The 25,409-nt window shown below is 69.5% G+C and carries 25 protein-coding genes; 5 read left to right on the top strand and 20 right to left on the bottom strand.

The features are described from left to right. Positions 1-98: 98 nt before the first annotated feature. Together DEJ11_RS15130 and DEJ11_RS15125 are read right to left on the bottom strand one after the other, a co-directional pair. Positions 99-1,334 (bottom strand): acyl-CoA dehydrogenase family protein, encoded by a 1,236-nt coding sequence (locus DEJ11_RS15130; protein ID WP_111104412.1) that lies wholly within the window; start codon positions 1,332-1,334, stop codon positions 99-101. Between the two features lie 474 nt (positions 1,335-1,808). Next, positions 1,809-2,234 (bottom strand): hypothetical protein, encoded by a 426-nt coding sequence (locus DEJ11_RS15125; protein WP_111104411.1) that lies wholly within the window; start codon positions 2,232-2,234, stop codon positions 1,809-1,811. Between the two features lie 242 nt (positions 2,235-2,476). Between DEJ11_RS15125 and DEJ11_RS15120 the strand changes: the two genes are divergently transcribed. Beyond that, positions 2,477-2,974, top strand: coding sequence for a hypothetical protein (locus tag DEJ11_RS15120; protein WP_111104410.1), 498 nt, complete (start codon positions 2,477-2,479; stop codon positions 2,972-2,974). A gap of 129 nt (positions 2,975-3,103) precedes the next feature. On the opposite strand, the gene DEJ11_RS15115 is transcribed toward DEJ11_RS15120, so the two are convergent. After that, a complete protein-coding gene (locus tag DEJ11_RS15115; RefSeq protein WP_111104409.1) occupies positions 3,104-4,153 on the bottom strand; it encodes a methionine synthase in 1,050 nt (349 codons plus the stop codon). A 37-nt stretch (positions 4,154-4,190) separates the two neighbouring features. Further along, positions 4,191-5,147 (bottom strand): putative oxygenase MesX, encoded by a 957-nt coding sequence (locus DEJ11_RS15110; protein WP_111104407.1) that lies wholly within the window; start codon positions 5,145-5,147, stop codon positions 4,191-4,193. 119 nt (positions 5,148-5,266) lie between these two features. Here DEJ11_RS15110 and DEJ11_RS15105 point away from each other — a divergent pair, with 119 nt between their 5' ends. After that, positions 5,267-6,208 (top strand): LysR family transcriptional regulator, encoded by a 942-nt coding sequence (locus DEJ11_RS15105; protein WP_017886883.1) that lies wholly within the window; start codon positions 5,267-5,269, stop codon positions 6,206-6,208. A 55-nt stretch (positions 6,209-6,263) separates the two neighbouring features. Here DEJ11_RS15105 and DEJ11_RS15100 read toward each other — a convergent pair whose 3' ends face one another. The 5 genes from DEJ11_RS15100 to DEJ11_RS15080 form a co-directional block, all read right to left on the bottom strand. Continuing rightward, a complete protein-coding gene (locus DEJ11_RS15100) occupies positions 6,264-7,661 on the bottom strand; it encodes a family 20 glycosylhydrolase (RefSeq protein WP_146250086.1) in 1,398 nt (465 codons plus the stop codon). 184 nt (positions 7,662-7,845) lie between these two features. Continuing rightward, positions 7,846-8,370 (bottom strand): hypothetical protein, encoded by a 525-nt coding sequence (locus tag DEJ11_RS15095; protein WP_111104405.1) that lies wholly within the window; start codon positions 8,368-8,370, stop codon positions 7,846-7,848. Positions 8,371-8,420: 50 nt separating this feature from the next. Continuing rightward, complete coding sequence (locus tag DEJ11_RS15090; protein ID WP_111104404.1) at positions 8,421-8,663, bottom strand: hypothetical protein; 243 nt, start codon at positions 8,661-8,663, stop codon at positions 8,421-8,423. 12 nt (positions 8,664-8,675) lie between these two features. After that, positions 8,676-9,047 carry a hypothetical protein gene (locus DEJ11_RS15085; protein WP_146250085.1) on the bottom strand — a complete coding sequence of 124 codons (372 nt, stop codon included), beginning with the start codon at positions 9,045-9,047 and terminating at the stop codon, positions 8,676-8,678. Between the two features lie 155 nt (positions 9,048-9,202). Further along, positions 9,203-9,688 carry a hypothetical protein gene (locus DEJ11_RS15080; RefSeq protein WP_111104402.1) on the bottom strand — a complete coding sequence of 162 codons (486 nt, stop codon included), beginning with the start codon at positions 9,686-9,688 and terminating at the stop codon, positions 9,203-9,205. A 176-nt stretch (positions 9,689-9,864) separates the two neighbouring features. Between DEJ11_RS15080 and DEJ11_RS15075 the strand changes: the two genes are divergently transcribed. After that, positions 9,865-10,380: a GNAT family N-acetyltransferase gene (locus DEJ11_RS15075; protein WP_258375499.1), complete on the top strand. Its 516-nt coding sequence runs from the start codon at positions 9,865-9,867 to the stop codon at positions 10,378-10,380. 122 nt (positions 10,381-10,502) lie between these two features. Here the strand turns inward: DEJ11_RS15075 and DEJ11_RS15070 are convergent, their stop codons facing one another. From DEJ11_RS15070 to DEJ11_RS15055, 4 genes are all read right to left on the bottom strand, one after another. Next, positions 10,503-11,336 (bottom strand): ornithine carbamoyltransferase, encoded by an 834-nt coding sequence (locus DEJ11_RS15070; RefSeq protein WP_111104400.1) that lies wholly within the window; start codon positions 11,334-11,336, stop codon positions 10,503-10,505. A gap of 178 nt (positions 11,337-11,514) precedes the next feature. Next, positions 11,515-12,024, bottom strand: coding sequence for a hypothetical protein (locus DEJ11_RS15065; RefSeq protein ID WP_111104398.1), 510 nt, complete (start codon positions 12,022-12,024; stop codon positions 11,515-11,517). A gap of 95 nt (positions 12,025-12,119) precedes the next feature. Next, positions 12,120-13,865: a glycosyltransferase gene (locus DEJ11_RS15060; protein WP_111104397.1), complete on the bottom strand. Its 1,746-nt coding sequence runs from the start codon at positions 13,863-13,865 to the stop codon at positions 12,120-12,122. A gap of 3 nt (positions 13,866-13,868) precedes the next feature. After that, entirely contained in the window at positions 13,869-15,056 is a 1,188-nt protein-coding gene (locus DEJ11_RS15055) for a hypothetical protein (RefSeq protein WP_111104441.1), read from the bottom strand. 198 nt (positions 15,057-15,254) lie between these two features. Between DEJ11_RS15055 and DEJ11_RS15050 the strand changes: the two genes are divergently transcribed. Next, positions 15,255-16,514, top strand: a complete 1,260-nt coding sequence (locus tag DEJ11_RS15050; protein ID WP_111104396.1) for an endo-1,4-beta-xylanase — start codon at positions 15,255-15,257, stop codon at positions 16,512-16,514. Between the two features lie 52 nt (positions 16,515-16,566). Here DEJ11_RS15050 and DEJ11_RS15045 read toward each other — a convergent pair whose 3' ends face one another. The 4 genes from DEJ11_RS15045 to DEJ11_RS15030 form a co-directional block, all read right to left on the bottom strand. Then, positions 16,567-17,046, bottom strand: a complete 480-nt coding sequence (locus DEJ11_RS15045; RefSeq protein WP_146250084.1) for a hypothetical protein — start codon at positions 17,044-17,046, stop codon at positions 16,567-16,569. Positions 17,047-17,255: 209 nt separating this feature from the next. Then, positions 17,256-17,594: an SdpI family protein gene (locus DEJ11_RS15040; protein WP_111039798.1), complete on the bottom strand. Its 339-nt coding sequence runs from the start codon at positions 17,592-17,594 to the stop codon at positions 17,256-17,258. An 89-nt stretch (positions 17,595-17,683) separates the two neighbouring features. Further along, entirely contained in the window at positions 17,684-18,340 is a 657-nt protein-coding gene (locus DEJ11_RS15035) for a response regulator (protein ID WP_111104394.1), read from the bottom strand. Further along, complete coding sequence (locus tag DEJ11_RS15030; RefSeq protein WP_111104393.1) at positions 18,337-20,046, bottom strand: sensor histidine kinase; 1,710 nt, start codon at positions 20,044-20,046, stop codon at positions 18,337-18,339. Before DEJ11_RS15030 ends, DEJ11_RS15035 begins: the two co-directional genes overlap by 4 nt. Before the next feature lie 153 nt (positions 20,047-20,199). Here DEJ11_RS15030 and DEJ11_RS15025 point away from each other — a divergent pair, with 153 nt between their 5' ends. Beyond that, complete coding sequence (locus tag DEJ11_RS15025) at positions 20,200-21,696, top strand: CitMHS family transporter (RefSeq protein WP_111104392.1); 1,497 nt, start codon at positions 20,200-20,202, stop codon at positions 21,694-21,696. A 64-nt stretch (positions 21,697-21,760) separates the two neighbouring features. Here the strand turns inward: DEJ11_RS15025 and DEJ11_RS15020 are convergent, their stop codons facing one another. Genes DEJ11_RS15020 through DEJ11_RS15010 form a run of 3 tightly spaced genes read right to left on the bottom strand, consistent with a single transcriptional unit; the run spans position 21,761 to position 24,985 of the window. Continuing rightward, the gene (locus DEJ11_RS15020) at positions 21,761-22,834 is read right to left on the bottom strand and encodes a threonine aldolase family protein (protein WP_071245082.1); all 1,074 of its coding nucleotides are present in this window, start codon (positions 22,832-22,834) and stop codon (positions 21,761-21,763) included. A gap of 4 nt (positions 22,835-22,838) precedes the next feature. After that, positions 22,839-23,522, bottom strand: coding sequence for an SDR family NAD(P)-dependent oxidoreductase (locus DEJ11_RS15015; RefSeq protein ID WP_111104390.1), 684 nt, complete (start codon positions 23,520-23,522; stop codon positions 22,839-22,841). Then, positions 23,519-24,985, bottom strand: coding sequence for a DUF6421 family protein (locus DEJ11_RS15010; RefSeq protein ID WP_111104388.1), 1,467 nt, complete (start codon positions 24,983-24,985; stop codon positions 23,519-23,521). The genes DEJ11_RS15015 and DEJ11_RS15010 overlap by 4 nt, the downstream gene beginning before the upstream one ends. Positions 24,986-25,409 lie beyond the last annotated feature (424 nt).

The raw sequence follows: 25,409 nt of genomic DNA, 5'->3' as shown, positions 1-25,409 counted from the left end.
CGTGCGTTGCCAGGGACTGTACGCGCACGGCGGGCGAGCGGTGGGGCAGGCACATCGCAGCAGCGGTCACGCGGAAGCCGTCTCGGCTTCGACAGGCGTCACGAGATGCGGGTCGCACCGATCGCCCAGACGCGGGGCGGTTCGGCACCGTTGACCGCGTGGTCACCGATGATCCGCGCCTTGAACACCCACGGGTTGTGGCTGCCGGCGGTGCGAGCGTTCCGCCAGTGCCGGTCGAGGTTCTTCGTCGTGCTCACCCCGGACGCCGCGAGCGCGTCGAACAGGTGCGAGGTCGCCGTCGTCGCCAGCGTGGTCAGCGCCACCTGCGCCTGCGCGGTCGCGAGTTCGGCGCGGTCGTTGCGGCGCTCGTCCTCGGCTGTGTCGAGCCCGGCTCCCTCGTGCGCACCCTGCAGGGCTGCGGCGGCCCGGTCGACGATGGCGGTGGCGGCGAACCCAGCCGCCGACACCTCGCCGACGACCTGCAGGATCTGCGGGTCTGCCGCGAACGTGTCGGCGTTGCCGTGTGAGAAGACGCGGGTGCGGTTGCGGACCTCGCGCGCGATCTCCCGCTCGGCTGCGAGGACGGACCCGGCGAGGACGCTCAACAGCACGCCCTGGTAGAACGCCGTCTGGTACTTGAACCGCTCGTCGAAGGGGATCACCGCATCGGCCTGCACGACGGCGTCGTCGAAGGTGCTGGTGCCGGAGCCGGTGGTGCGCTGCCCGAACCCGTCCCAGTCGTCGGTGTGCGTGACCCCGGGCTGGTGCGCGTCGACGATCGCGATGACCCGCTCGCCGGTGTCCGTGCGCTCGGCGTAGGTGTCGATCCAGTCGGCGAAGATGCTGCCGGTCGAGTAGTACTTCTGCCCGGTGATCCGGAACGTCCCGTCCGGCTGCGGGGTCACCTTCGTGATCACGTCGCCGACCTGCACTGACCCGACCTCGGTCCACGAGTTGCCGGCGATCTCACCACGGCCGAAGCGGTCCAGCCACCCCTCGCGTTCCCCGGTCCGTGCGACCAACCGATCCTCCACCAGTGCGAAGTGGCCGCGGAGCGCCTGGGGGATGTTGCTGTCAGCGGCGGCGAGTTCGGTCAGCAGGCGGAACAGCTGGGGCAGTGTCGCCCCGGCTCCGCCGTGGGCGACGGGGACGCGGACGGCGCCGAATCCTGCCGCGGCGAGTTCGCGGATCTCCTCGAACGGGAGGCGGTGGTCGCGTTCGCGCTCGGAGGCGCCGGCAGCGACGCGGTCGAAGATCGGACGGAAGCGGGCGAGGAGCTCGTCGTCGGCGCCCTCGTCGATCGTGCTGTCGGCGGTCTGGTTGCTGATGGTCACGAGGACTCCTTCGTGCTCTGGGCTGCTACCTGTCGCGTTGTGTGGCGCCGGGTGGTGTCGATTCGTCCGGTGTGGGCGGACAGCCCGACCAGATGTGCGCCATGGCGAGACTGTGGCATCGCCGAACGCCCGCGAGAAGGGTTGTGTCGATGTGTGTCGGAGGGTGACTTCCCATGACACGTGACCGCGCAGCGACGAGGTGGGGGTTCGCAGCAGCGCCTTGGCGGTGCTGCGCGTGTGCGATGGCCGCGGAGCCCGTCGGACGAAGACGGGCATGCTCTTCCGAGAACCCCGTGTGTACCACGTTCACAAGAGCGCGCATCAATGACGGAGCACGCACCCGCCAGAGGACCGGCCGCTGCCTTGCTTGGTGTGGGCGATAGCCGTGGTCTCGGCGCCGTTCAGCTCGGCGCCGTCAGCTCGGCGCCGTCAGCTCGGCGCCGTTCAGCCCGGCGCCGTTCACCCCGGTGGCGTTCAGGCCGGCGGTGTCGTCCCTGCGCCCTCGGTGTCGTCCGCGCCCGCAAGACCTGTCCCGGCCTGATCGAGGTTCTCGTGGGGGTCACCCATGTCCCCGGTCGCAGCGCCGATGGGGGACAGCCCGAAGTGTCCGCGGACGGCGTTCGCCTCGGCGGGGGACAAGGTGCGTCCGGCTCCGAGGGACGGCGCGTCCTTGATCGCGTCCTTCGTGTACCCGACGTGCACGTCCGTGCCGTCGAACGTGGCGTCGTCGGCGGGGACGAGCGCCTGGTGTCGCCCGAGCAGGCCGGTTGCGACACAGACGTAGGCCGCACTGCCGTCCTCGTCGGAGGGGAACACCTGCACGACCTTGCCGACTGATACGCCGTTGCGATCCCGGACAGTCGCACTCTCGACCTGGTGGATGACGCCCTTGGTGATCATGACCGTAGTCAACGCCCTCGAGTCTAACGCTTCGCAGACGCCATCGTTCGACGCCGACGGAGCGCCGGGTCTCAACCCCGTACGCGACCATGGAGTCCATACCTGGTAGGGCGGCGGTTACCTCGACGAGGACACGCAGTCGCTCCAGAACGTGGGCTCTGCCACGACCGGCCAGCCCGAACGGCTCACGAGATGATTGTGCGAACGTCGCAGACACAGCGCGATCTGAGTGGAGTTCCCAGATGAAAGTACCTCGACGGAAAGCCGTCATCGTCCTCCCGTCTGTAGGAGCGGCACTGCTCGCGGTCGCCGTCCTCGCCGGCTGCAGCTCCGGGCTCGGGAAGACCCCGGAGCGGGCGAAGCAGTCGATCGTCACGTTCGTCGAGGGTTCGACCGACGTGGTCGGTGACGGCTGGGAAGTCAGCGACGGTCCGGGGCTCGGGAAGTGCGGCCGGGGACTGGGGCAAGGGGGCGTCCAGTACGTCTACGCCATGGTCCGCTCCGCGAGCGCTGACCCGAAGGCCGACGTCAAGGCGGTGGAACAGCACTGGAAGGAGCTCGGCGTCACGACCGAGCGGTACCAGACCGGCGGCGAGGACCCGATCCTCGGCGTCCGGGGCAGGGGCGGTCCGGTGAGCTCCTCCGACTTCCGCGCGGATTCCCGCGGGTACACGATCGACGGCAGCTCGCAGTGCGTTGCGGGGGACTTCGAGAAGATGAGCCTCGACAGTCAGGAGTGACGACCGCGACCTGACCACCGGAACCGAGCCGCGCCTCCAGTCCGGCCCGGGACCAGGGCGCCTGCCGGACGCGACACGAAGGACGGCCCGCCCCGTTGTCGAGGCGAGCCCTCCTGTGCAGCCGAGTCGCTAGCGCGATACCGGCTCGGCGACGCTAGCGAGCTCGGCCCGCACGATGTCTGCCCCTGCGGACAGCGCACCGAGCTTGTCCAGCGCGGCACTCCGCGCCAGGGGCGCCATCCCGCAGTTGGAGCTGGGGATGAGCTTGTCCGCATCGACGAACTCGAGCGCCCGACGCAGGACCTCCGCGACCTCCTCCGGGGTCTCCACGGTCTCGGTCGCGACGTCGATCGCCCCGAGCATGACCTTCTTGCCGCGGATCAGCTCGACGAGCTCGAGGGGAACGTGCGAGTGGATGCACTCCAGCGAGACGATGTCGATCGACGACTGCTGCAGCAGCGGGAAGGACTGCTCGTACTGCCGCCACTCCGCGCCGAGGGTCTCCTTCCACTTGTTGTTCGCTTCGATGCCGTAGCCGTAACAGATGTGCACGGCGGTCTCAGCGTGCAGGCCCTCGGCTGCGCGTTCGAGCGCGGCCACGCCCCAGTCCTGCACCTCGTCGTGGAAGACGGTGAAGGCAGGCTCGTCGAACTGGATGACGTCGACGCCGGCGTCCTGGAGTTCGCGTGCCTCTTGGTTGAGGATCGTGGCGAACTCCCACGCCAGCTTCTCGCGGCTCTTGTAGTGCTGGTCGGAGAGGGTGTCGATCATCGTCATCGGGCCGGGGAGCGCCCACTTGATCGGCCGGTCCGTCTGCGCGCGCAGGAAGCGGGCGTCGTCCACGAACACAGGCGCCCGACGGCTGACGGCACCGACGACGGTCGGGACGGCCGCGTCGTACCGGTCGCGGATGCGGACGGTCTCCTTGCGCTCGAGGTCGACGCCGTCCAGGTGCTCGATGAACGTCGTGACGAAGTGCTGGCGGGTCTGCTCGCCGTCGCTGACGATGTCGATGCCGCGGCGCTCCTGCTCGTGCACGGCGGAGCGCAGGGCGTCCTGCTTGCCCTCGGTCAGTGCTGCTCCTTGCAGCTCCCAGGGGGACCAGAGTCGCTCGGGCTCGGCGAGCCAGGACGGCTTCGGCAGGCTGCCGACGATCGAGGTGGGGAGGAGAGAACGCATGGGTGTGACGGTCCAGTCAGTCGAAGGGCAGAGGAAGTCAGCGCGCGAGGGCGGGATCAGCCAACCGGGCGAGGAGTGCGTGGTGCGGCCGCACCAGGTGCTCCTCGGTCCACCGGCCCTGCGTGATCCCGAGGCGGCTGCGCTCCTCGCGGTCGTACGTCACCGGGGTGGGCGTGAAGTCGGTGTGGTCGAGGGTGGGGCGGTAGGTGCTGCCGGCCGGGGTGTTCGCGGCGTAGACCTCCGGGCGGTAGATCTTCTGGAACGTCTCCATGGTGGCGATCGTGCCGATGAGCTGGAGGTCCGTGTAGTCGCCGGTCGGGTCGCCGCGCGTGTAGAACGCGAGCGGTGCAGCCGCCCCGGCGGGCTGGAAGTACCGGACCCGCATGCCCATCCGGCCGAAGTAGTCGTCGGTGAGCGAGGAGTGCTCGTGCTCGTACTCGGCGCCGAGCACCGGGTGGACGTACCCGTTCCGGCGGTAGGTCTGGCTCGTCGAGACGCTGATGCAGACGACGGGCTCGGCACCGAAATTCGAGTGGAACGCGGATGACTCCAGGAAGCGCTGGAAGAGCGCTCCGTGCAGCTGGCCGAAGTCGGACGGCAGTGACGGCGTCGACGGCAGCAGCACCGAGAAGTCGTAGTCGCGCAGGTACGACGAGAAGTTGTTGCCGAGGATCCCCTGGTGGCGCTCGCCGGTGTGCTCGTCGACGATCGTGACGTCGAGCATCTCGAGCAGCGGGAACTCGGCGTCCGAACCACCGTCGGAGAACTCCAGCGCGACCGAGACGATGTCGAGCTGCAGACGGTAGCGGTCGTGCGCCGCGGCCAGCTCGTTCGCTCGCCCGTCGATCATCGCCAGCGCAGCGCGGAGGTTCTGCTGACGGTGCTCGCCGCGCGCCAGGTTGGCGAAGTTCGTGGTCAGCCGGGAGCTGTCGGCGGGGGAGTAGTCCTCGTCGAACCGGGTCCGGGTGATGCTGAAGGTGAGGTCGTTCGCCATGGTCGGCAATCTGTTCGTCGAGCGCTCGCAGGCGCTGGGGAAGGGGTGCCTCGATCATGGCGGGATTCCCGGGCCATCAGGTAATACCGAGACGCTATGCACCGGTATAGCCTCGGCCTATGGCCCGTGTCTCGAACGACATCACCCTGCAGCAGCTCCGGTACTTCATCGAGGTCGCGACGGAGGGCTCGATCAGCGCAGCGGCCGACCTGCTCTACGTGTCGCAGCCGACGATGTCCGCAGCGATGAAGGACCTCGAGACGCGGATCGGGCGCCCGCTGTTCACCCGCTCGGCCCGAGGAGTCGTGCTCACCGTCGACGGCGTCGAGTTCCTCGGGTACGCCCGGCAGGTCGTCGAGCAGGTCTCCCTGCTCGAGCAGCGGTACGTCGGCGGCCAGCGGTCGCGTCGGCTGCTCGGGGTGTCCGCCCAGCACTACTCGTTCGCGGTGGAGGCTTTCGTCCGCATGGTCGAAGCAGCGGCTGCGGACGAGTACGAGTTCTCGCTGCGCGAGACGCGCACCTGGGACATCATCGAAGACGTCCGCACGCTGCGCAGCGAGGTGGGCATCCTCTACCGCAACGACTTCAACAAGCAGGTGCTCGGCAAGCTGCTGCGGGACGCCGGCGTCGTGTTCACACCGCTCTTCGTCGCGCAGCCCCACATCTTCGTCGCCAAGCGGAACCCGCTCGCGTCACGGGAGCGTGCGACCCTCGAGGACCTCGCCGACCTGCCGCGGCTCACCTTCGACCAGGGTGCGAACAACTCCTTCTACCTGGCCGAGGAGATCCTGTCGACGATGTCGAGCAAGCGGGAGATCCGGGTGTCGGACCGGGCGACGATCTTCAACCTCATGATCGGTCTGGGCGGGTACACGATCTCGACCGGGCTGATCAGCGACGACCTCGACCCCGAGATCGTCGCCATCCCACTCGACGTCGACGAGCGCATCGAGATCGGCTGGATCGCGCACGCGTCGGTTCCCCTCACCGTGCAGGCGCAGGCGTACCTGGACGAGTTGCGTGCGGTGGTCACCAGCTACGGCGTCGAGCCGCTCGGGTAGGCAGGCGGCGGTCCGGCGGTTCCAGCGATCGGCCTGGAGGCACGACATGCGTCCGTCAGGAGGCTGCGGTCTCGAGCATCGCCGTCACGTGCGGCGCGCTCCACCGCAGGAGCGCGTCAGCAGGTGGATCCTCGAGGTCCTCACCCCAGATCGCGACGGCGGCGCCCGACATCGGAGCCGCGAGCAGCGAACCGGAGTCGCCGTCCCAAGCCCGGAGCGACCAGTTCTCGCGGAGGTCGGCGACGGTGTACTCGCTGTCCGCCGGGTCGAGGTCGGTCGGCACCTCGTAGAGGTAGTACGAGTTGTAGTTGAGCAGGTCGATCCCGGCCTGCTGCAGGTCGACCGCACTCGCCCGTCGTGCTCGCCGTTCGCGCCGCTCGGCTGCGTCCTCGGTGTCGCCGTCGAAGCTCCAGTACGTGACGTGGATGCGCGGATCGAGTCGCCCGACCGCGACCCGATCGATCCCGTCGTTCCAGGCCCAGACCTCGCGGTTACCGACCGTGGCCGCCATCGCGTTCATCCAGGCGACGCGTTGGGTGGAGGTGGCGTCGTCGCCCCATTCGTCGCCGCCGATGTGCACGGTTCGGCTGGAGGGGAAGGTCTGCTGCACCTCCGCGTACAGCTTCTTCGCCAGCGCGAGACTCTCCGGCGCCGACGTGTCGAGCTCGTTCCCGCCCGAACGGATGCGGTCGACCCACTTCGTGCCGTGTTCCGCCTCGAGCAGGGCGAAGGCGGCGGCCATGTGTCCGGGAGTGTCGATCTCCGGCACGATCGCGACGCCTCGCTTCGCCCCGTAGGCGGCGATCGAGCGTGCCTGCGCGGCGCTCAGGAACGGGCGATGGGTCACGCGGCTCGTGTACACGCCGTCGTCGAGATCAGCGTTCGCGAGGGTCTGGCCGAGCACCGTGCTCTCGATCCCGACGTTCTGGTCATCGGTGAGGTGCAGGTGCAGGAAGCGCCCACCGTCGTCGGCGAGCAGGTCGATGTACCGCTTGATCAGCGCCACGGGGTAGTAGGCGCGAGCGACGTCGAGCATCACGCCCGTCTCCGGACGCGCGCGGGTCGTCGGCTTGGTGGTGACGGTCGCGGTCGACGTGCGGCACTGCTTCGCCGAGTACGCACCGGCGCAGGCGAGGACGGAGTACTTGCCGGCTGCGGCACGGGAAGGGGTCCCGCGCACTGCGGTGACCGAGGTGCTCGAACCAGCGGCGAGTGCCTTCACCGCGACCCGGCCGAGTGTGTACTTCTTCGTGCCGGCGGACAGGTACAGCCAAGCGGAGGAAGCCGGCTTCCGCACGGCGGCAGTGTTCTTGACCTTGAGGGTGGTGCGCACGGCACTGCCGGTCGAGGTGACGGTGGTGGTCGCGGTGACCTGGGTGACGGTCACCGTCGAGGCTGCGGCGTCCGCTGATCCTGCCGTTGCACGGATGCCGACCAGAGCTGCTGCCGACACGGCGATTGCCAGACCGACCGCGAGCGTGCGTCTGGCAGACGATCCGGGACCCACGTGCCCCTGTTGACGCACCACGACGTTTTCCCCCTCGAACACCCGTTGCCCTCGCTGGATCAGGATGCGCGCACGATCGTATCCGCACCGCGTCGAACGCACACCGCCCAGCGGCGTGCAGCGGGACTCCTCAGCGGACCTCCGCGCTCGACCACAGCGCACGCGCAAGACTCCGACCTCGGCGAAGAATCGGCTGCAGGCTGAGGACAGCCCCGACGACCAGCGTGCCGGCCTGTGCGAGGAGGAACGCCACGAGCGCCACCGGGATGAACGCGGTGACGATCCAGGCGGCGGCGAACCCCACGAGCATCACTGCGAGGACCCGCACCGCGGTGGAGTTCCGCGAACCGCGAAGGGCCAGCAGCTCGGCGGCTGCGAAGGCCAACGGGACGAGCGCCTGCAGGATGACCGCGATGGGGAGCAACAGCTGGCTGCTGGTCGCCGGCGACAGAGCGCTCACGAAGACGACGGTGGCGGCCGCGAAGACGAGGTGCACGGCGTCGCGAGCGAGCGCAGCACCGGCAGCGGCCACGACTCCTGCTGAGACCGAGATCGCAGCGACCATCAACACTGGCCCTCCTGCGATCAGATGCGTTCCGATGAAGCCGAGCAGGTTGTCGACCGCCAGCAGCGAGGCGCCGGTGGTGGCGACCATCAAGGCGGCGGTTGCAGCTCTGCGCGCGGAGGGTCGGGTGCTTGACGCCCTCACCGCTCGTCTCCAGTGAGCGGGCGCACGGTGTCGCCGACCGCGCGGTACGCGGTCGCGCACTGCCGCTTGAGCCGGGGACCTATCGGGGACAGCGCCGCAATCCATCGTTCCTCATCTGCGATCCCGAGGATGCGGCTCCGGCCGAGGTCGTCGATCGCCGCGTGCACCTCGGCAGTGACCCCTGGGAAGAGCGCGCTGTACTGATCCGCCGATGTGCTGCGCTGCTTCGGATGCTGCACGTACCGCTGGCCCTAACTCGAGACGAACAGCACGCAGGTCGTCATGTAGTCCTGCTCGGGAGTGAGGGGCACGGGCACTCCGAGGTCGTTCGCAATGCGAGGTGTTCCCTTCGGAGGCTTCACGGCGGAGACGGTGGCGGGAGCTCCGATGACGTACCAGTGCTCACCCCTGGTCACGGCTCGCCCGGCACCGAACGTGCCGTCCCAGTCCGCGAGGGTCTGCGGCACCGACACCGCATGCGCGTAGACACGGATGAAGGTTGGTGAGTCCCCGTCGAGACAGTCGAAGCCACGCATGCTGTCCCAGAATGCGAGGTCGTCATGCAGTGCATCCGCCCGCACGCACGGCACTGTTGCGCGGAGCTCATCGGCGATCATCTGCATCGAAGCCACGCCGAGTGCGGGTGCGGGTGTCTGCGTCGGTGACTCAGCCCGTCGCGTCCGATCGTCGGGGCCCGACGAGCACGCGGACAGAGCGGCTGCGGCGACGCAGATCGAGGCAACGGCCTCGATGCTGCGTCGCCGCGATCGTTGGGGCGTCACTGCCACTGCACGCCGGCCCAACCGGAGCCCGTGAGGCCCTTCATCTTCTTGGTGGCGGCCACGTTGCCCCAGGGGACGAACTTCGAGCGCCCGGTCCCGCAGTTCAGGGTCGTCCAGGTCGGAGCGTGCCGCGAGTTGAACGACTTCCCCCAGATGCAGGGATTCGAGTTGCCCTGGTGCTTGTACCACTTGTACTGCACCTGGGTCGAAGCCTTCGAGCCGATGACGCTGCAGCCGTTGAGCGACTGGGTCATCTTGGCGACGACGGCGAACGCTCGGTCCTTGCAGTTCCCCGAACGGGTGGACCGCCCGTCGTCGGCGGTGACGACCTCCCCGGTGGGATCGAAGCTCTCGTCCACGACGACGTTCGTCGGCAGCTCGACCGGCGTCGTGGTCTGAGCTTGGGCGGGTGCAGCGATCAAGAGTCCCGCCGCAACTGCGACGGTCGTGACTGCGGATGCGACCGAAAGGGTCTTCTTCATGTGTTTCCTCCCCAATTCATCACCGTGGTCTAGGCGAACTCGCCCAGAATGCTGCATATCAATACGAAGCACAACCTTGCAGGTGCGATCCTCACTGCGAGAAACGCTCGCCATCAGACCATGGGGAGCGGCGCTCCAGCACGTCTCCGGAGCGGCCGCTCCCGTAGCGTCATTCCATGGATCGAGATGTGCTGACGATCGAAACGGCCACGATCGCTGATGTACCCGCGGCTCAGGCGCTCATCGATGGTGCGAGGCAGTGGCTCCGCTCGCGAGGGATCGACCAGTGGCAGGACCCGGTGCCGGACGCCGTTCTCCGGCGCGACGTAGAGCAGGGGAATCTCTTCGTGGCGCGCCAGGGCGAGGTGGTCGTGGCGATGGTCACGGTGTCCGACTCGGACTCAGGGACATGGAGCGTGGACAGCAGTCCCGCGGTTTACGTGCACCGGCTGGCCGTTGCTCAGGCGCACCGGGGCAGCCGACTCGGGCAACGACTGCTCGCGTGGGTCGAGGCGAGAGCTGCCGACCGTGGGGCAGCCTTCGTGCGGCTGGACTGCGCGTCGGACAACCCACGATTGCGGCGCTTCTACGAACAGCGAGGGTTCCGGCACGTTCACGACGTGACGGTGACCTCCCTCGACGGCGGGCGGCAACTCGCTTCCAGCCTCTACGAACGCGAGCTGATCCGGTGACCGACCATCGACCGAGCGCTCCGCACGGGCCCGTGGAACGGAGAAGCCGAAGGAGCTGGATCGCAACTCCCGGTCCGCGAATCAGGTGATGAGAACTGCTGCTGTGGCTCCCCGCCGCCAACCTACGGCTTCGCGGACGGCAGACCGAGGCAGTGCGCCATGACGGCTTGCTGGACCGGCAGCAGGGCCGCCTTGAAGGCGTGGCCGACGAAGGCAGGGTGTTCGAAAGCGTCGGTGCTGACCTCCCGGCCGCGCAGGAAGGGCGGGCAGGGATCGAGCACCATCCCTTTCGGTGCGAGGTCGAGGAGGGCCGCGGTGATCTGGAACGGTTCGAGCGCCCGGGCGTGCTGGCCGGGGCCGTCGGTGAGGATCACGTCCGCTGATCGGACGGCGGTCTCCAGGTCGTCCGTCCACACTGCACCCGGGGAAGCCAGCTCGGCGGGGCAGCACTGGACCAGATCGAGCTGCAGGACCCGAGCCGCTTCCTGCCACGCCCGAGCGATGTTGCCGTCAGCACCCACGAACAGGTATCGGAGCGACGAGATGTCGCCTCGCTGCCGCAGCGCGTACAGGTCCGACAGCACCTCGCAGGGATGGTTCTCGTCGGTCATCGCGTTCACCACGGGCAGTGCCGCTGCTGCGGTCAGGCCCTCGACGACGGCGAGGTCGTGATGGCGCACGACGAGGATGTCCGCCCACGCCGCCAGGTACTGCGCCACGTCCGTCAACGCTTCCGGCTTGTCCAGCGTGGTGTCGGGGAACACGATCGGCTGCAGGCCCATCAGGGACGCGCCCCGTTCGAACGTGACCCGGGTCCGCAGGCTCGTGGACGGGAAGAACATCACCGCGGAGCCCGCCGTCGCGGGCCCTCGGCCGTCGCGGTAGTCGTCGGCCAGGTCGAAGATGGCGTCGACGTCGGACCTGCTCCAGTCATCGAGCTTGGTGAGCGATCGCATCCCACCACCCTAGGGACGCGCCGGCGCGCCCCCGACGTGACCCGGAAGACGGCCTGGAGGCGCGTGGCGGCGCCGCCACGCGCCTCCAGGCCGCCGTGTGGTGTCGACGGAAACCGGCCCGGTCGCAGGATCGGCCTGCGCCCTTGGCGGGAAGCGCTTCCGCTGTTGCGGTGCTTACTCAGCGCGTGCGAGCAGCGAGATCGCTGTAGGCCGCCGCGTACCAGCCGACGGTGCCGTCTCCGGCGGTCGGGCCGATCGTGATCGCCGCGCTCGACGTGACCACGTACAGGTCCTCGTCGTGTCCGCAGTGGACGGAGCGTGACGTGAGTCGCTTGCCCGTCTCCGACCCGTTCGCACCGATGCGTCCGGCCCACACGGCCATCTGCACGGTTCCGCCGCCCTGGCATGTGACCGAGACGCGGATCCGCGCACGGTCCCCGGCTCCGTCGGTGCCGAGGGAGAGTCGGCTGGATGAATCGTTGGTGCCGGCACCGCTGCCGAGTCCGCCAGGTTGTCCGGCCCATCGGTCCTGCACGCGCTGCATCCAGCCGGAGTAGGCCTTGTCGTTCTCCTCCGGCGTCGGGTGATCAGAACAGGCCGTGAGTGACACGAGGGCCACGACGGCGACGCCGATGACCAGTGTGCTGCGTCGGAGGCCGCGGCGGGCGTGGGGGAACGGAGTGCGCATGTCGTGGCAAGTGTTCCCTACGGCGGCGGCCTGCTGCATCCTCCCGTTCGTGGGCCTCCGGCGAACCGGAACCGCTTCCCTGGCGGGCCTCCCGTTCAGCTCGGCGAGTCGGGTGACGTCACCGTCGCAGACCCCTGGGTCGTCAGGCCGTGCTCCGTCTTCTCCCAGTAGTGCGGCCGGGTCAGGAGCTGCCAGAGCGCCTTGTAGGCGGCGATGGAGTGCAGCGTCCAGTACACCGGGTTCAGGAGCGACCAGAGGATCAGGTGGAAGGTCCCGCGCTTGAACGGGCCCATCATCGACAGGTAGATCATGATCGCGTTGCCGACCAGGAAGTTGAACAGGCACAGCCACAGCACCCACACCGGGAACAGTGCGTCCACGGTCTCCCGTGGCAGGAAGAACGTGACGGCGGTGAGCGCGTAGAACGGCAACACGCAGAGGAACGTCGCCGGGGTGCCCGCGATGAGCAGGACGAACGCCGCGAACCGGACGATTCCGATCTCACGGACGAGTGCGAGCGGCCGACGGGCGTGGACCAAGCTGGTCTGCATGTAGCCCTTGATCCAGCGGGACCGCTGCCGGATGAAGTTCGGCACCGAGGTGTTGGCCTCCTCCATGGTGGTGGAGTTGATGACGCCCACGCGGTACCCGACGGCGCTCGCCCGGATGCCGAGGTCGGCATCCTCGGTCACGTTGTAGGGGTCCCAGCCGCCGAGCTCGATGAGCGATGCCGTGCGGAAGTGGTTCGACGTGCCGCCCAGGGGGATCGGCAGGGACGCGTGGTCCAGACCGGCCAGCATGTAGTCGAACCAGTAGGAGTACTCCAGCGTGAACATGCGGGTGAGGACGTTCTCGCGAGCGTTGAAGTAGTTCAGTGCCGCCTGCACGCACACCGTGGTCTCGCCACCGCGCTCGAACGCGATCAGTGCCTTCTTCAGCTGGTCGGGGTCTGGTGTGTCCTCGGCGTCGTAGATCACGAGGTACTCGCCGGTCGCGACGTAGAGTCCGACGTTGCACGCACGTGGCTTTGTCTGCGGGTGTCCCTTCGGCACGGTGATGACGCGGAAGTGCGGTGGCGGGTTCGCCGCGGCGATCGCGTCCCGTGTCTCCTGGTCCTCTTCCTCGGTCAGGATGATGACCTCGAGCTTGTGCACGGGGTAGTCCAGGCCGCCGAGGTTGTCGATCAGCTGGGCGACGATGTTCGCTTCGCGGAACACGGGCACGAGGACGGTGTAGCCGGGGAGGTCGGCGTCGTCCAGGGCAGAGACCTCGGTGTCGGTGATCCGTTCGACGACGTCGTAGCGGGCTCCCTGCGTGGCGACGACGAACTTGAAGCCCGTCCCGGCGAGGAACACGAGGCTGGCTGCGATCAGCGCTGCGATCGCGGTCTGGACCGGCCAGATGATCCCGCACGCCACGGCGATCACGGCGAGGACGATGCCCGAGGCCTTCTGCGACCGCGAGAAGACGACGCGGGCGGAGAGCGTCGGGTTCCGGTCATGGAGTTCGTTCGCAGCGGCATCGGCCACGGCACCGTGGAACTGGCTCAGCACGGCACGGCGGAGGGTCCAGCTGTCGACGGAGACGAACGTGACCGGAGCCCCGAGCTCCTCGGACAACGCATCCCCGAGTGAGGCGTCGTCGGCCCGGCCGGAGGTGAGGACGAGGACGCTGCCGTCCTGCAGCACGCGGACCGGCATCCAGTCCTCGGCGAGGTACCGCTGCCCGGATCCGGGGCGCTGCAACGCCGGGTCGATCCCGGAGGCCTCGAGCTCGGTGAGTTCGTCGGGTCGGGACGTGGCTGTGTGCCGGCCGAGCCCGGAGAGGTGTGGGGTGGTCACTCGTCACCACCGTCCGAGGGAGTCACCGATGGCGGCCATCCACTCCAGCGTGATCGGCCGGTTGAACGCAGCCGCCCACGCGATCACGATCTGCGCAGCGCCCACGGCGGCGATCAGGCCGCTCACCCGGGTGGTCCGGGCGGCGGGGACCACGGCGATGCCCATCATCGTCATGATGAGGAACACGTTGCCCGCGGAGTTCACCGGGATGAGACCACCCACGTAGCCGATGATCAGTGCCCCGAAGACGAACACCGAGATCAGGACCGAACCGGGCCGACGACTCAGCAATGCCAGGGCGCAACCGCTCGCGACCGGGGCGAGGATGAGCAGCCCGTTGAGCGTCGTGACGAGCTCCGGGACCAGCCCCCAGAGCGCAGGGTCGTAGTGGACGGCGTTCTGGAACACCAGCAACGGGTTCCGTCCGAACAGTGCCTCGAGGAACATCACCGCGCCGAAGACCGCGATGGTCGGGAACAGCACGATGAGCACGTTCGACCATCTCGCGCCCGACTCGCTCCGCCGAGCGACGGAGAGCAGCGGGGCCGTGATGGCCGCCGCGACCACGAGGACGAGCCCCGAAGCGTCCGCCAAGGCCGCGAGCATGAAGAGGATCCCCGACTCGAAGCCGGCCTTGGTGTTCCGGCTGGAGACGAAGCGGACCATGTTGATCGCGCCGATCCCGAAGAGCGCGATGCCGAGGAGCGCCTCGAAGTTGCCCGTGGCGGTGTACGCGAAGAGCGGGTTCGCGCCGATCGCGATGAGGAAGACCGTGCTCTTCCACCACGGGAAGCGTCGTTGGACCATGGCCTCGAGCAGCTGCTGCAGCAGGATCCCGGCGACGAGTGCCCCGGCGACCGCGAGTCCGGCGGCGCCACCGGGGATGAGCCGCACGAGGATCGTGCCCAGCGGTGGGTACAGCTCGCTGAGCCACGAGACGTCTGCGCGGTCCCAGCTCAGTGTCGCGACATGGTCCACGACGGAGCGGTTGACGGTGACGTCGGCCACGGTGGGGTCGGCGCTGACGGCTGCGAGAACCAGGAACGGGACGGCGAATGCGAGCCGGAGCAGCCATCGTGCGCCCGCGCGGCTCGGGAACGGTTCCAGCCGTGTGCGCGTGTGGCCGTCCGCACGCGCGGCTTCCAGCTCGCGACGCAGGGCGCCTGCACGTTCCGCTTCCAACAAGACCACGGGGGCCACCTCACAGCAAGGCCGACTCGGTCTTGGTTGACATCGATTTCCGGCCCGACACTGATGCCGTGCGCCCCGCAGCAGTGCGATGCGAACGCATCCTCTCACCCCCGGCCGTCTTCCGGGTGACGGCGACGATCTCCGCTGCTATGTTTGCGCGCACAACAAATCCCGGACGACGATGTCGGAGGACGCGCGATGACGCACGCAACAGAGCACCGCTTCGGCGAGACGACCCTGACGGTCGTCGATGCCGAAGGCAATCCCATCCCCGATGCCGACATCACCGTCGAGCAGACCCGCCATGCCTTCGCCTTCGGCAGCATCGGCTTCGACTTCATCGGACTGGCCAACGGCGAAGCGACTGGCGAACCGACCGGCGAAGCCAACGCCGAAGCGCAGGACGAAGCAGGCACCGAGCACCTCGCCGACCTCTACACCGACGTCTTCAACACCGCGACGCTCCCGTTCTACTGGGGCCGCTTCGAGCCCGAGCGCGGAGCCCCGGACACCGCCAGACTCCTGACGACGGCGCAGTGGTTCCGCGACCGCGGCATCGCCCTCAAGGGTCACCCGCTCGTCTGGCACACCGTGCAGCCCGACTGGCTGCTGGGGCTCCCGCTGGACGAGGTCGACCAGCTGCAGCGGGAGCGCATCCGCCGCGAGGTCTCCGCCTTCGCCGGCACGATCGACACCTGGGACGCCATCAACGAGGTCGTCATCATGCCGGTGTTCGACAACGGCGACAACGCGATCACCCCGCTCGCCCGGGCCAAGGGCCGCATCCCGATGATCCGGATGGCCTTCGAGGAGGCCCGCGCCGCCAATCCACACGCCACCCTGCTGCTCAACGACTTCGACCTGTCGAGTGCGTACGAGTGCCTGATCGAGGGCGTGCTCGAAGCCGGCGTGCAGATCGACGCCATCGGACTGCAGACCCACATGCACCAGGGCTACTGGGGCGAGGACACGATGCTCGCGATGGTCGACCGGTTCGCCCGCTACGGCCTGCCGCTGCACCTGACCGAGACCTCGCTCGTCTCCGGTGACCTCATGCCCGCGCACATCGTCGACCTCAACGACCACCAGGTCGCTTCGTGGCCGTCGACGCCCGAGGGTGAGGCTCGCCAGGCCGACGACGTCGAACGGCACTACCGGAGCCTGGTCGGCCACCCTTCCGTCGAGGCGATCACCTACTGGGGCATCACCGACGCCGGCGCCTGGCTCGGCGCCCCGATCGGACTCGTCCGCGCCGACGGCACCCCGAAGCCGTCCTACGACGCGCTCCGCCGCCTGGTCAAGGAGGAGTGGTGGCGCGGCCCGACGGTGCTCCGCACCGACGACCGCGGTCGGGTGCAGGTCCGCGGCTTCCGCGGCGACTACCGCGTCGACGTGCGCGGCACGTCCGCCCCGTTCACCGTCACCGACGTGCCCACGCAGGTGCAGATCGTCGCGTGACCACCTGACGGACTGGAGGCCCGGCGCGGCCCCGCCCCGCGCCTCCAGTCCGTCAGCGGCGGACCTGGCTGTGGGGGTGCTCATGGCTCTGATCGGGGTGGTGCGCTTTGCTGGGCGAGACCAGCGGATCGTCCGCGGCACCGTGAGGGGTGGACTTGATGCGCTTGAGCAGACCGCACGGACGGCTCCTGATCGTGCAACGCTCGGTCCTCGTGACCGCCGTGCTGGCGTCGGGGCTCGCACTGGTGACCGGGTGCAGTTCGCCCCGCCTGCCGCCGTCGTCCGCAACCGCCGTCGAGGTGACGAAGGTGTACCTGGCTGCGGCGAAGGCGCAGCGGTGTGACGTGACGAAGGCGTTGACGCTCGACAGCACGTGGGCGTGGTGCCGGAACCCGACGCTGCGGAAGTACACCGTCGCGGACAAGGCGGAATCGGTGCCGTTCAACCCTGGCCACAGGACGGAGTCCTGCGTCGACACAACGGTGACGAGTCGAGCGTCGGAGGAATCGGAGCCGATGAACGGGACGCGCACGTGGAGCTTCTGCTTCACGAAGACGGCGTCCGGATGGCGCCTCACGGACCAGGGACAGGGCTAGGGCGCGCGCCCCTCCTGAGGCGGCCGGAAGGGCCAGGCGTCAGCGTGGGTGTGCGGCACCGCGACGACCTGGAGGTACGGGCCGACCAACTCGAGCAGCTCGACGACGTCAGCGCTGAACCACGCCCGGGCCCCCGCGTCCGCCGTCACCTGGTCGCGCGTCCTGCGGCCACCACACCCCAGAAGGCTCCGCCGACGAGGATCGCGGCGCACGCGACGAACGCGGGGATGTCGTCGGCGCGTCCGAGCGCGATGTAGACCAGGCTCACTGCAACCGTCGCGCCGCCGGCGATGCTCGTCGGGACGATCGCTGCTCGGTGGCCGATGATCCAGCTCTCGTCGCTGCGCATGGTTGCCCGGGTACGGATGCCGACGAGCCCGTTCCTGCCGATGGTGCCCCGCGCCGGCAGGACGACGAAGACGATGGTCAGGACGGCGGCTGCCATCTCGATCGCGATCACGTGGTCTCCTTCTGGGTCGGTCATCGCGCTCGTGCGCGCAGTGAGGCTGCGCGGAGCGTGTCGGACCAAACCTGCCGGTATCCGGTGAAATACGCAAGGGGCAGCAGTATCCGTCACCGCCGCACGTACCGGTGCTCCGGCCGCCCCGCGGCCCCGTACCGCAACTGCATCGCCACGGTCCCGTCCGCCGTGAGCTGCGCCAGGTACCGCTGCGCCGTCGCCCGCGACACCCCGATCGCCGCAGCCACCTCGGCGGCGGACCGTTCCTCACCGGCGACGAGCTGCTCGAGCACCAGCGCCGCCGTGGCCGCCCGGGACGGCGACGCCCCACCGCTGTCGCCGGCGTGCAGGATCCGGAACGCCCGCTCGACGGCCTCTTGATCGAGGGTCGACCGCTCGTCGAGCACGTTCCGCGACCGTGCGTACGCCTGCAGTCGTTCGGCCAGCACCCCGGCTGCGAAGGGCTTGATCAGGTAGGCGAGTGCCCCGCTCCGCATCGCCCGGCGAACGGTGCCGGAGTCCGAGGCGGCACTCAGCACGAAGGCATCGGTGTCGATCGACCGCAGCAGCTCGAGCCCGCTGCCGTCGGGAAGGTAGACATCGACGAGCACCAGGTCCACGGTCCCGCTCGACAGCGCGGCGCGGGCGGCCGCGAGGGTCCCGACGGGTTCGAGCGCCCGGAACCCCGGCACGTCGTCGACCTGCCGCCGGTGCAGGTCGGCGACGTGGAAGTCGTCGTCGACCACCAGCACGGTGAAGACGGAACTCACGACACCACTCCTTCCAGTCGGGCGCAGAAGACCGCGCCGTGGTCGTCACCGCCGGGGGAGGCGAGCCACACGTCGCCACCGTGCCGCCGGGCGATCTCCCGCGACAACGGCAGCCCGATCCCGAGCCCGTGCACCTGCGAGACGTCCTCCGACGCGGGAGCCGCCGCCGGACCGCGCACGAACAGCGAGTCCGCGGCATCGTCCGGCACCCCCGGCCCGGAGTCCATCACGGACAGGTGCAGGGTCGCTCCGTCGTCGAGCACCTCGACCTCCACCCACGGGGATCCGCCGTCGCGCGTGCGCTCGTCGTCGCCGAGGGCCGCCGACACCGCGTTGTCGACCAGGTTGCCGAGCACCGTCGTCACGTCGCCCGGCTCGGTGATCGTCCCCTGCACGAGCGTCTCCGCCCCGATCCGCAGCAGCACCCCGCGCTCGGCGGCCTCGACGCCCTTCGCCCCGAGGAACGCCTGCAGGTACGGCTCGGTCAGCCGGTCGGCGTGCTGCACCGGGTAGCGAAGTGGCCCGCGCTCCTGCACGTCCGCCAGGTACGCGCGCGCCCGGGCGGTCTCGCCGATGTCGAGCAGCCCCGAGATCGCGTGGAGCCGGTTCGCGAACTCGTGGCGCTGCGCGCGGAGCGCCGTGCTCATCGCCCCGACGGCGTCGAGTCGCCGGGTCAGGGCCTCGACGTCGGTGCGGTCGCGCAGGACGGCGACCCGGCCCAGGTCGCGTCCGTCGCGGAACACCGTGCGGACGTCGACGAGCAGCACCCGGTGCCCGGCGACGATCGTGGCGCTCGCCGGAGCCGCGGTGGTCACGTCCAGCATCGACCCGAGCGGCGCGGGCAGGTCGAGGGAGGACACCGGACGGCCGACCGGATCGGCCATCCCGAGCAGTCGCACGGCTTCGGGGTTGCAGACGGTGACGACCCCCGCCGGCCCGATCGCGATGACGCCTTCACCGACACCGCCGAGCACGGCCTGCTGGTTCTGCACGAGCGTCACGAGCTCCTCCGGCTGCAGCCCGAGCGTCAGCCGCACCAGCCTGCGTCGGATCAGCGCCGAAGCGATCACCGCGAGCAGGACCGCCGCCAGCCCGGCACCGATCACCGGCATACTGTCCTCGACCAGGGTGTCGTAGACGCGTGCCCGGTTGAACCCGACGCTCACCTCACCGACGACGACGGACTGCCGGGAGGCGCGGCTCGTCTCCGCCCCGCCGGCTGCGGGCGCGGAGACGGGCACCTTCGCCCGCGCCGACTCACCGAGCGTGCCGCGCGCCCAGGACACGGTCTCCCGGCCGGCGAGTGCGGCGTCGGGGGAGGTGCTCACCATCTCGCCGATCCGGTCGGTGTCGGGGTGGGCCAGCCGGATGCCCCGGTCGTCGGTGACCACGACGAAGAGTGCCCCGGTCCGGCGCTGGGCTGCGAGTGCCGCCCGTTGGACGGGCCCGTCGGCGAGGGCCGCGGGGTCGAGCTCGGTGCCGTCGACGCTGAGCCGGGCGACCGCGGCCCGGACGTCGGACTGCGCGGCGACGCTCTGTGCGATCGCGAGTGCGGTCCCCTCGGCAGCGCGCTCGAGCCGGGTGACCTCGATCCGGACGAACACCGCACTGGTCAGGGCGACGACGGCGACCACCACGGCGAGCTGCAGCACGAGCACCTCGGTGGCGAAGCGGAGCCTGGGGCGCCGTGAACGGTCGTCGGTCACGACCCCAGCGTACGGAAGGCGACCCGACCTGCCTGCGCACAATGCGCAGAAAGCGGTCAACGCGCGATGGTGCGCCAATGTGCAGAAGCGCGCCGCGCCTCCAGGCTGGGTCGTAGCGTGCCCGGACTGCCAGACACGGACGAAGGAGTCCTGATGCTCGTCATCCTCGGGTACGCGATGGTCCTGACCTTCATGGTCCTGATCATGACCAAGCGCATGTCGCCCATGCTCGCGCTGATCATCGTGCCGACCGTGTTCGGGCTGTTCGCCGGGGCGGGTCTGGGACTCGGCGACATGGTGACCGAGGCGATCGGCACGCTGGCACCGACGGCCGCGCTCCTGATGTTCGCGATCATGTACTTCGGGCTGATGATCGACGTCGGCCTGTTCGACCCGCTCGTCCGGTTCATCCTGCGGGTGACCGGCAACGACCCGGCGAAGATCGTGCTCGGGACGGCTCTGCTGGCCGGTGCGGTCTCGCTCGACGGGGACGGCTCGACGACGTTCATCGTGGTCACGGCGGCGATGCTGCCGATCTACCTGAAGCTCGGCATGAGCCCGGTCGTGATGACGTGTGTGGCGGGTCTGACGAACGGAACGCTCAACATCGTGCCGTGGGGCGGTCCCACCGCCCGTGCCGCCGCCGCGCTGAAGATCGATCCGACGGACATCTTCGTGCCCCTCGTGCCGTCGCTCGTGGTGGGGCTGCTGCTGTGCTTCACGTTCGCGTGGACGATGGGCCTGCGGGAGCGGAAGCGCCTCGGGCTGATCGAGTTCACCGAGGCCTCGCGGGGTGCGCGGGTGCCGGAACGGGCGAATGCTCGGGCCGGTTCACGGGTGCTCGCGGCGGTGGGCGGGACCGGCGGCGGGATGTTCACGAGCCCCACGGTCGCGCTCGGACTGCGCGGCGGGAAGGCCGACGGTCGGCGTGCGGACGGCGAAGGTGTGGACGGCGCGGGTGCGGGGGACGAGGGCGGCACGGGGACCGGCACCATGGCCGAGACGATGCTCGACCCGAACCGTCCGACCCTTCGGCCGAAGCGGATCTGGTTCAACCTGGCGCTGACCGTCGCGGTGATGGTGGCGCTCGTGCTGGGGCTCCTGCCGCTGCACTTCGTGTTCATGATCGGCACGGCGATCGCCCTGCTCGTGAACTTCCCGCAGCTCAAGCAGCAGACCGCGCAGATCGTGGCGCACGCCCCGAGCATCGTCGGTGTCGTGTCGATGGTGTTCGCCGCCGGGGTGCTGATCGGGGTGCTCGACGGTACGGGGATGGTCGCGGCGATGGCCGACTGGCTCGTCGCGGTGATCCCGGACTCGATGGGCCCGTACCTGGCGGGCATCACCGGTGTGCTGAGCATGCCGCTGACGTTCTTCATGAGCAACGACGCGTTCTACTTCGGGATCCTGCCGGTGCTGTCCGAGAGCGCTTCGGCGTACGGGATCACGCCGGCCGAGATGGCGCGGGCCTCGGTCGTCGGGCAGCCGGTGCACATGCAGAGCCCGCTCGTCCCCGCGATCCTGCTGCTGGTGTCGTTGGCCAACGTGAACCTCGGCGACCACCACCGGAAGGTGCTGTGGCGGGCGGCCGTGGTCGCGATGGCGATGCTCGTGGTGGCGATCGTGGTGCGGGTCATCCCGTTCGGGTGAACCGACCGCCGGTACCGGCCCGGCGCGCGCCGGACCGGTGCGCGCCTGACCGGACGGTGCCGGCTCAGGCGGCGTCGAGCTCCCGCGTCAGGGCCGCGACGAAGTCGTCGATGTCCTGCTCCGAGGTGTCGTACGCGCACATCCACCGCACCTCGTTGCGGCTGGCGTCCCAGTCGTAGAACCGGAAGTGCTTCCGCAGCCGGTCGGCCACCCCGGCGGGCAGGGTCGCGAAGACGCCGTTCGCCTGGGTCTGCTGGCTGAAGCCGACACCCCGGATGCTGCCGTCGGCGATGCCGGCCTCCAGCGCACCGCGCAGTCGGGCGGCCATCGCGTTGGCGTGCCCGGCGGAGCGCAGGTACAGGTCGTCGCTGAGCAGGGCGATGAGCTGCGCGGAGACGAACCGCATCTTCGACGAGAGCTGCATGTTCATCTTGCGCAGGTAGTGCAACCCCTCGGACGCCGAGGGGTTCAGCACGACGATCGCCTCGCCGTAGAGCATGCCGTTCTTCGTCCCGCCGAAGCTCAGCACGTCGACACCGGCGTCGGTGGTGAAGTCGCGCAGGGGCACCCCGAGGGACGCCGCGGCGTTCGAGATGCGGGCGCCGTCCATGTGCAGCTTCATGCCGAGCGAGTGGACGTGGTCGGCGATCGTCCGGACCTCGTCCACCGTGTACGCGGTGCCGAGTTCGGTGGTCTGCGTGATCGACACGACGAGCGGCTGGGCGCGGTGCTCGTCGCCCCAGCCCCAGGCCTCGCGGTCGATGAGCTCGGGCGTCAGCTTGCCGTCGGGTGCCTCGACGGGCAGGAGCTTGATGCCGGCGACGCGCTCGGGCGCACCGGCTTCGTCGGTGTGGATGTGCGCGGTCGCGGTGCACACGACCGCTCCCCACCGCGGCAGCATCGACTGCAGCCCGACGACGTTCGCGCCGGTGCCGTTGAACACCGGGAACGCCTCGGCCTGCGACCCGAAGTGCTCGCGGATCACCTCGTTGAGACGTGCGGTGTAGACGTCCTCGCCGTAGGCGATCTGGTGGCCGTCGTTGGCCGCGGCGATGGCGGCGAGGATTTCGGGGTGGACGCCGGCGTAGTTGTCCGAGGCGAAGCCCCGCAGGTCCAGGTCGTGCAGTCGGAGGGTCACGCGTTCATCCTAGGTTCGAGGGGTCAGGCGCTGTGAGCGGGATGCGGGCGCCGTTGACATCGGCTGCTGGGGTGTCCCAGAGCCGGACGACCTCGGTGCCGAGCCGCTCCTCGAGGCCGGACAGTGCACCGACGACGAACACGGCGGCCGCGGCGGTCTCCGGTGCCTCCTTCCGGAACCCCTGCGCGACGGCCCGGACCCAGGCGTCGGACGCGGCCTTCGCCGCCGCGTAGTTCGCGGCGCCGGCGGTGGGGGAGTCGACCGCGGTGGACGACACGAACGCGAGCCGTCCGGCCGGGGACGCCACCAGGTCGTCGTGGAAGACCCGGGTCGTGTTCCGCAGGGTCCGGAAGGCGCGGTCGAAGAAGTCCCAGTCCGCGTCGGACTGGCCGACGATGCTGCCACCGCCGCGCCACCCGCCGACCAGGTGGACCAGTCCATCGACTCGGCCGGCGTCCGCGCGGACGTCGTCGGCCAACGCGGTGACCGCACCGAGGTCCGACAGGTCGCACGTGCGCGTCGTGACGCCCGGGACGGACGCGCGCAGGGCCTCCAGGGCGTCGGGTCTGGTGCCGACCGCGACGACGGCCGCACCGGCGGCGGTGAGTGCGCGCGCGACGGCTGCGCCGCTGGCACTGGTCGCACCGGCGATCAGCACCAGGCGACCGGCCACCGAGCCGTCGGTCACGCGGCGGCCTCGGCGACGAGCTCGGCGTCCGTGGTGCCGGTGATGCCGGCCGTGGACGCGATGACGGTCGCCATCTTCTTGTCGAGGGCCTCGTAGAACATCGACAGCGGGAACTCGTCGTCGAGCACCGCATCGGTGTAGCCGCGCGGCGGACCGGCGAGCGTCTCGTCGGGCAGGCCACGCGCCCACTTCGACGCCGGGTGCGGCGTGAGCGTGCGGGTCAGCATCTCGTACGCGGCGAGCCAGTGCGCCGACTTCGGCCGGTCGATCGAGCGCCGGTAGAGCTCGTTGATCTCGTCGCTCAGGGCGATGATCACGTCCGGCACCTCGGGCCAGTCGATCGTCAGCTGCGTGTCCGTCCAGTGCAGGACGCCGTGCTGGTGCATCCAGGCGAAGAGCAGCTGGCCGCCGAGTCCGTCGTAGTTGCGGACGCGGCTGCCGGTGATCGCGAAGCGGAAGACGCGGTCGAAGACGACCGCGTACTGCACCAGGCGCGCGTGGTCGCGGATGGCGCGCTGCGCGTCCTGGAGGCCCGTGTCTGGTCCGGCGGACAGCTCGCGTTCCAGACGCACGGACTCCCGGAACGCGGTCAGGTCGCAGCGGAGCTCCTCGAGCGAGTAGAGGAAGAACGGCATCCGCTGCTTGATCATGAACGGGTCGAAGGGCAGGTCCCCGCGCATGTGCGAGCGGTCGTGGATGATGTCCCACATCACGAAGACCCGCTCGGTCAGCTGCTGGTCGTCGAGCATCGCAGCGGCCTCGGCCGGCAGCTCGAGCTTGGTGACGTCGGCGGCGGCACGGACGACCCGGCGGTAGCGGGCGGCCTCGCGGTCCTGGAAGATCGCGCCCCACGTGAAGGCGGGGATCGAGCGCATCGCGACGGTCTCGGGGAACAGCACCGCCGAGTTCGTGTCGTACCCCGGGGTGAAGTCGACGAATCGCAGCGCGACGAACAACGCGTTGCCGTGGTCGCCGGCCTCGAGCTCGGCGATGAAGTCCGGCCAGATGACCTCGACCAGGAGCGCCTCGACGAACCGCGAGGTGCTGCCGTTCTGCGTGACCATCGGGAACACGACCAGGTGGCCGAGCCCGTCGACGCGGTGCTGCTGCGGCTGGAACGCGGTGAGGGAGTCGAGGAAGTCGGGGACCCCGAAGCCCTGCTCCTGCCAGCGTGCGAAGTCGAGCTGCAGCACCTGCAGGAACGCGGCGTCGTGCGGGAAGTGCGGTGCAAGCTCGGCGACGGCCGGCACGATCACCGCGACGTGTCCGGCGGCAGCGGCGTGGTCGGACGGTTCGGGGACGGAGCCGTCCCGCGTCTGCAGGGCCTGCAGGGCGACGACTGAACGCTTGAGCCGGAGCCAGGCGGGGTGGGCGGCGATCTCGCGCACCGACAGGTGGTCCTCGACGACCTCGGGCTCTCCGACGATGGCGTCCTGCGAGATCTTCTGGGCGAACTGGGACATGTCGAACCTCCCGTCATCGGGGTCGGCCGCGGATCTGCGGACGAGTGGTGCGCGTTACCGGATCGTCTCGAGCCTAGGGAAGTTCGGGGGACGCAAAGTTGCCCATCTGCGGTGGAATCGTGCGTCGTCACGGCGCTCGCGCGGGGATCCGACTGCTGTGCGCACGGTTTCGTCGGCCGGCTGCTTTCGGCAGGAGTGACAGGAAGCTCGGAGCGGCCTTCCGGGTCCTTCGCCTGGACGTTCGCCTGGTGGGGAGGGGCACACGCGTGAGTGTGAGGAAATATTTGTTCCGGGAACGAACCACCTTCCGATCTGGGGTTCTGTGGCGCATCGGGGTTGTGCCCCGATCGCTGTACCCCGGACTGCTCCGTCCGCCCCCGAACGGAGGGTGTGGCGACCACACGAAGCTTGCGATCCGCTCAGG

Origin of the sequence: Curtobacterium sp. MCLR17_058 (assembly GCF_003234705.2) — a bacterium.
GTDB lineage: Bacteria > Actinomycetota > Actinomycetes > Actinomycetales > Microbacteriaceae > Curtobacterium > Curtobacterium flaccumfaciens.
This window is presented reverse-complemented; position numbering and strand designations above follow the sequence as displayed.

What these genes read in the sequence shown, in the direction of transcription:
- DEJ11_RS15085 (WP_146250085.1), bottom strand. Translation starts at nt 9,047, where the DNA reads ATGCAGATGATCGCCGATGAGCTCCGCGCAACAGTGCCGTGCGTGCGG.
- DEJ11_RS15115 (WP_111104409.1), bottom strand. Translation starts at nt 4,153, where the DNA reads ATGCGTTCTCTCCTCCCCACCTCGATCGTCGGCAGCCTGCCGAAGCCG.
- DEJ11_RS15065 (WP_111104398.1), bottom strand. Translation starts at nt 12,024, where the DNA reads ATGCGCACTCCGTTCCCCCACGCCCGCCGCGGCCTCCGACGCAGCACA.
- DEJ11_RS15080 (WP_111104402.1), bottom strand. Translation starts at nt 9,688, where the DNA reads ATGAAGAAGACCCTTTCGGTCGCATCCGCAGTCACGACCGTCGCAGTT.
- DEJ11_RS15025 (WP_111104392.1), top strand. Translation starts at nt 20,200, where the DNA reads ATGCTCGTCATCCTCGGGTACGCGATGGTCCTGACCTTCATGGTCCTG.
- DEJ11_RS15050 (WP_111104396.1), top strand. Translation starts at nt 15,255, where the DNA reads ATGACGCACGCAACAGAGCACCGCTTCGGCGAGACGACCCTGACGGTC.
- DEJ11_RS15120 (WP_111104410.1), top strand. Translation starts at nt 2,477, where the DNA reads ATGAAAGTACCTCGACGGAAAGCCGTCATCGTCCTCCCGTCTGTAGGA.
- DEJ11_RS15040 (WP_111039798.1), bottom strand. Translation starts at nt 17,594, where the DNA reads ATGACCGACCCAGAAGGAGACCACGTGATCGCGATCGAGATGGCAGCC.
- DEJ11_RS15070 (WP_111104400.1), bottom strand. Translation starts at nt 11,336, where the DNA reads ATGCGATCGCTCACCAAGCTCGATGACTGGAGCAGGTCCGACGTCGAC.
- DEJ11_RS15095 (WP_111104405.1), bottom strand. Translation starts at nt 8,370, where the DNA reads ATGGTCGCCACCACCGGCGCCTCGCTGCTGGCGGTCGACAACCTGCTC.
- DEJ11_RS15110 (WP_111104407.1), bottom strand. Translation starts at nt 5,147, where the DNA reads ATGGCGAACGACCTCACCTTCAGCATCACCCGGACCCGGTTCGACGAG.
- DEJ11_RS15075 (WP_258375499.1), top strand. Translation starts at nt 9,865, where the DNA reads ATGGATCGAGATGTGCTGACGATCGAAACGGCCACGATCGCTGATGTA.
- DEJ11_RS15010 (WP_111104388.1), bottom strand. Translation starts at nt 24,985, where the DNA reads ATGTCCCAGTTCGCCCAGAAGATCTCGCAGGACGCCATCGTCGGAGAG.
- DEJ11_RS15125 (WP_111104411.1), bottom strand. Translation starts at nt 2,234, where the DNA reads ATGATCACCAAGGGCGTCATCCACCAGGTCGAGAGTGCGACTGTCCGG.
- DEJ11_RS15105 (WP_017886883.1), top strand. Translation starts at nt 5,267, where the DNA reads ATGGCCCGTGTCTCGAACGACATCACCCTGCAGCAGCTCCGGTACTTC.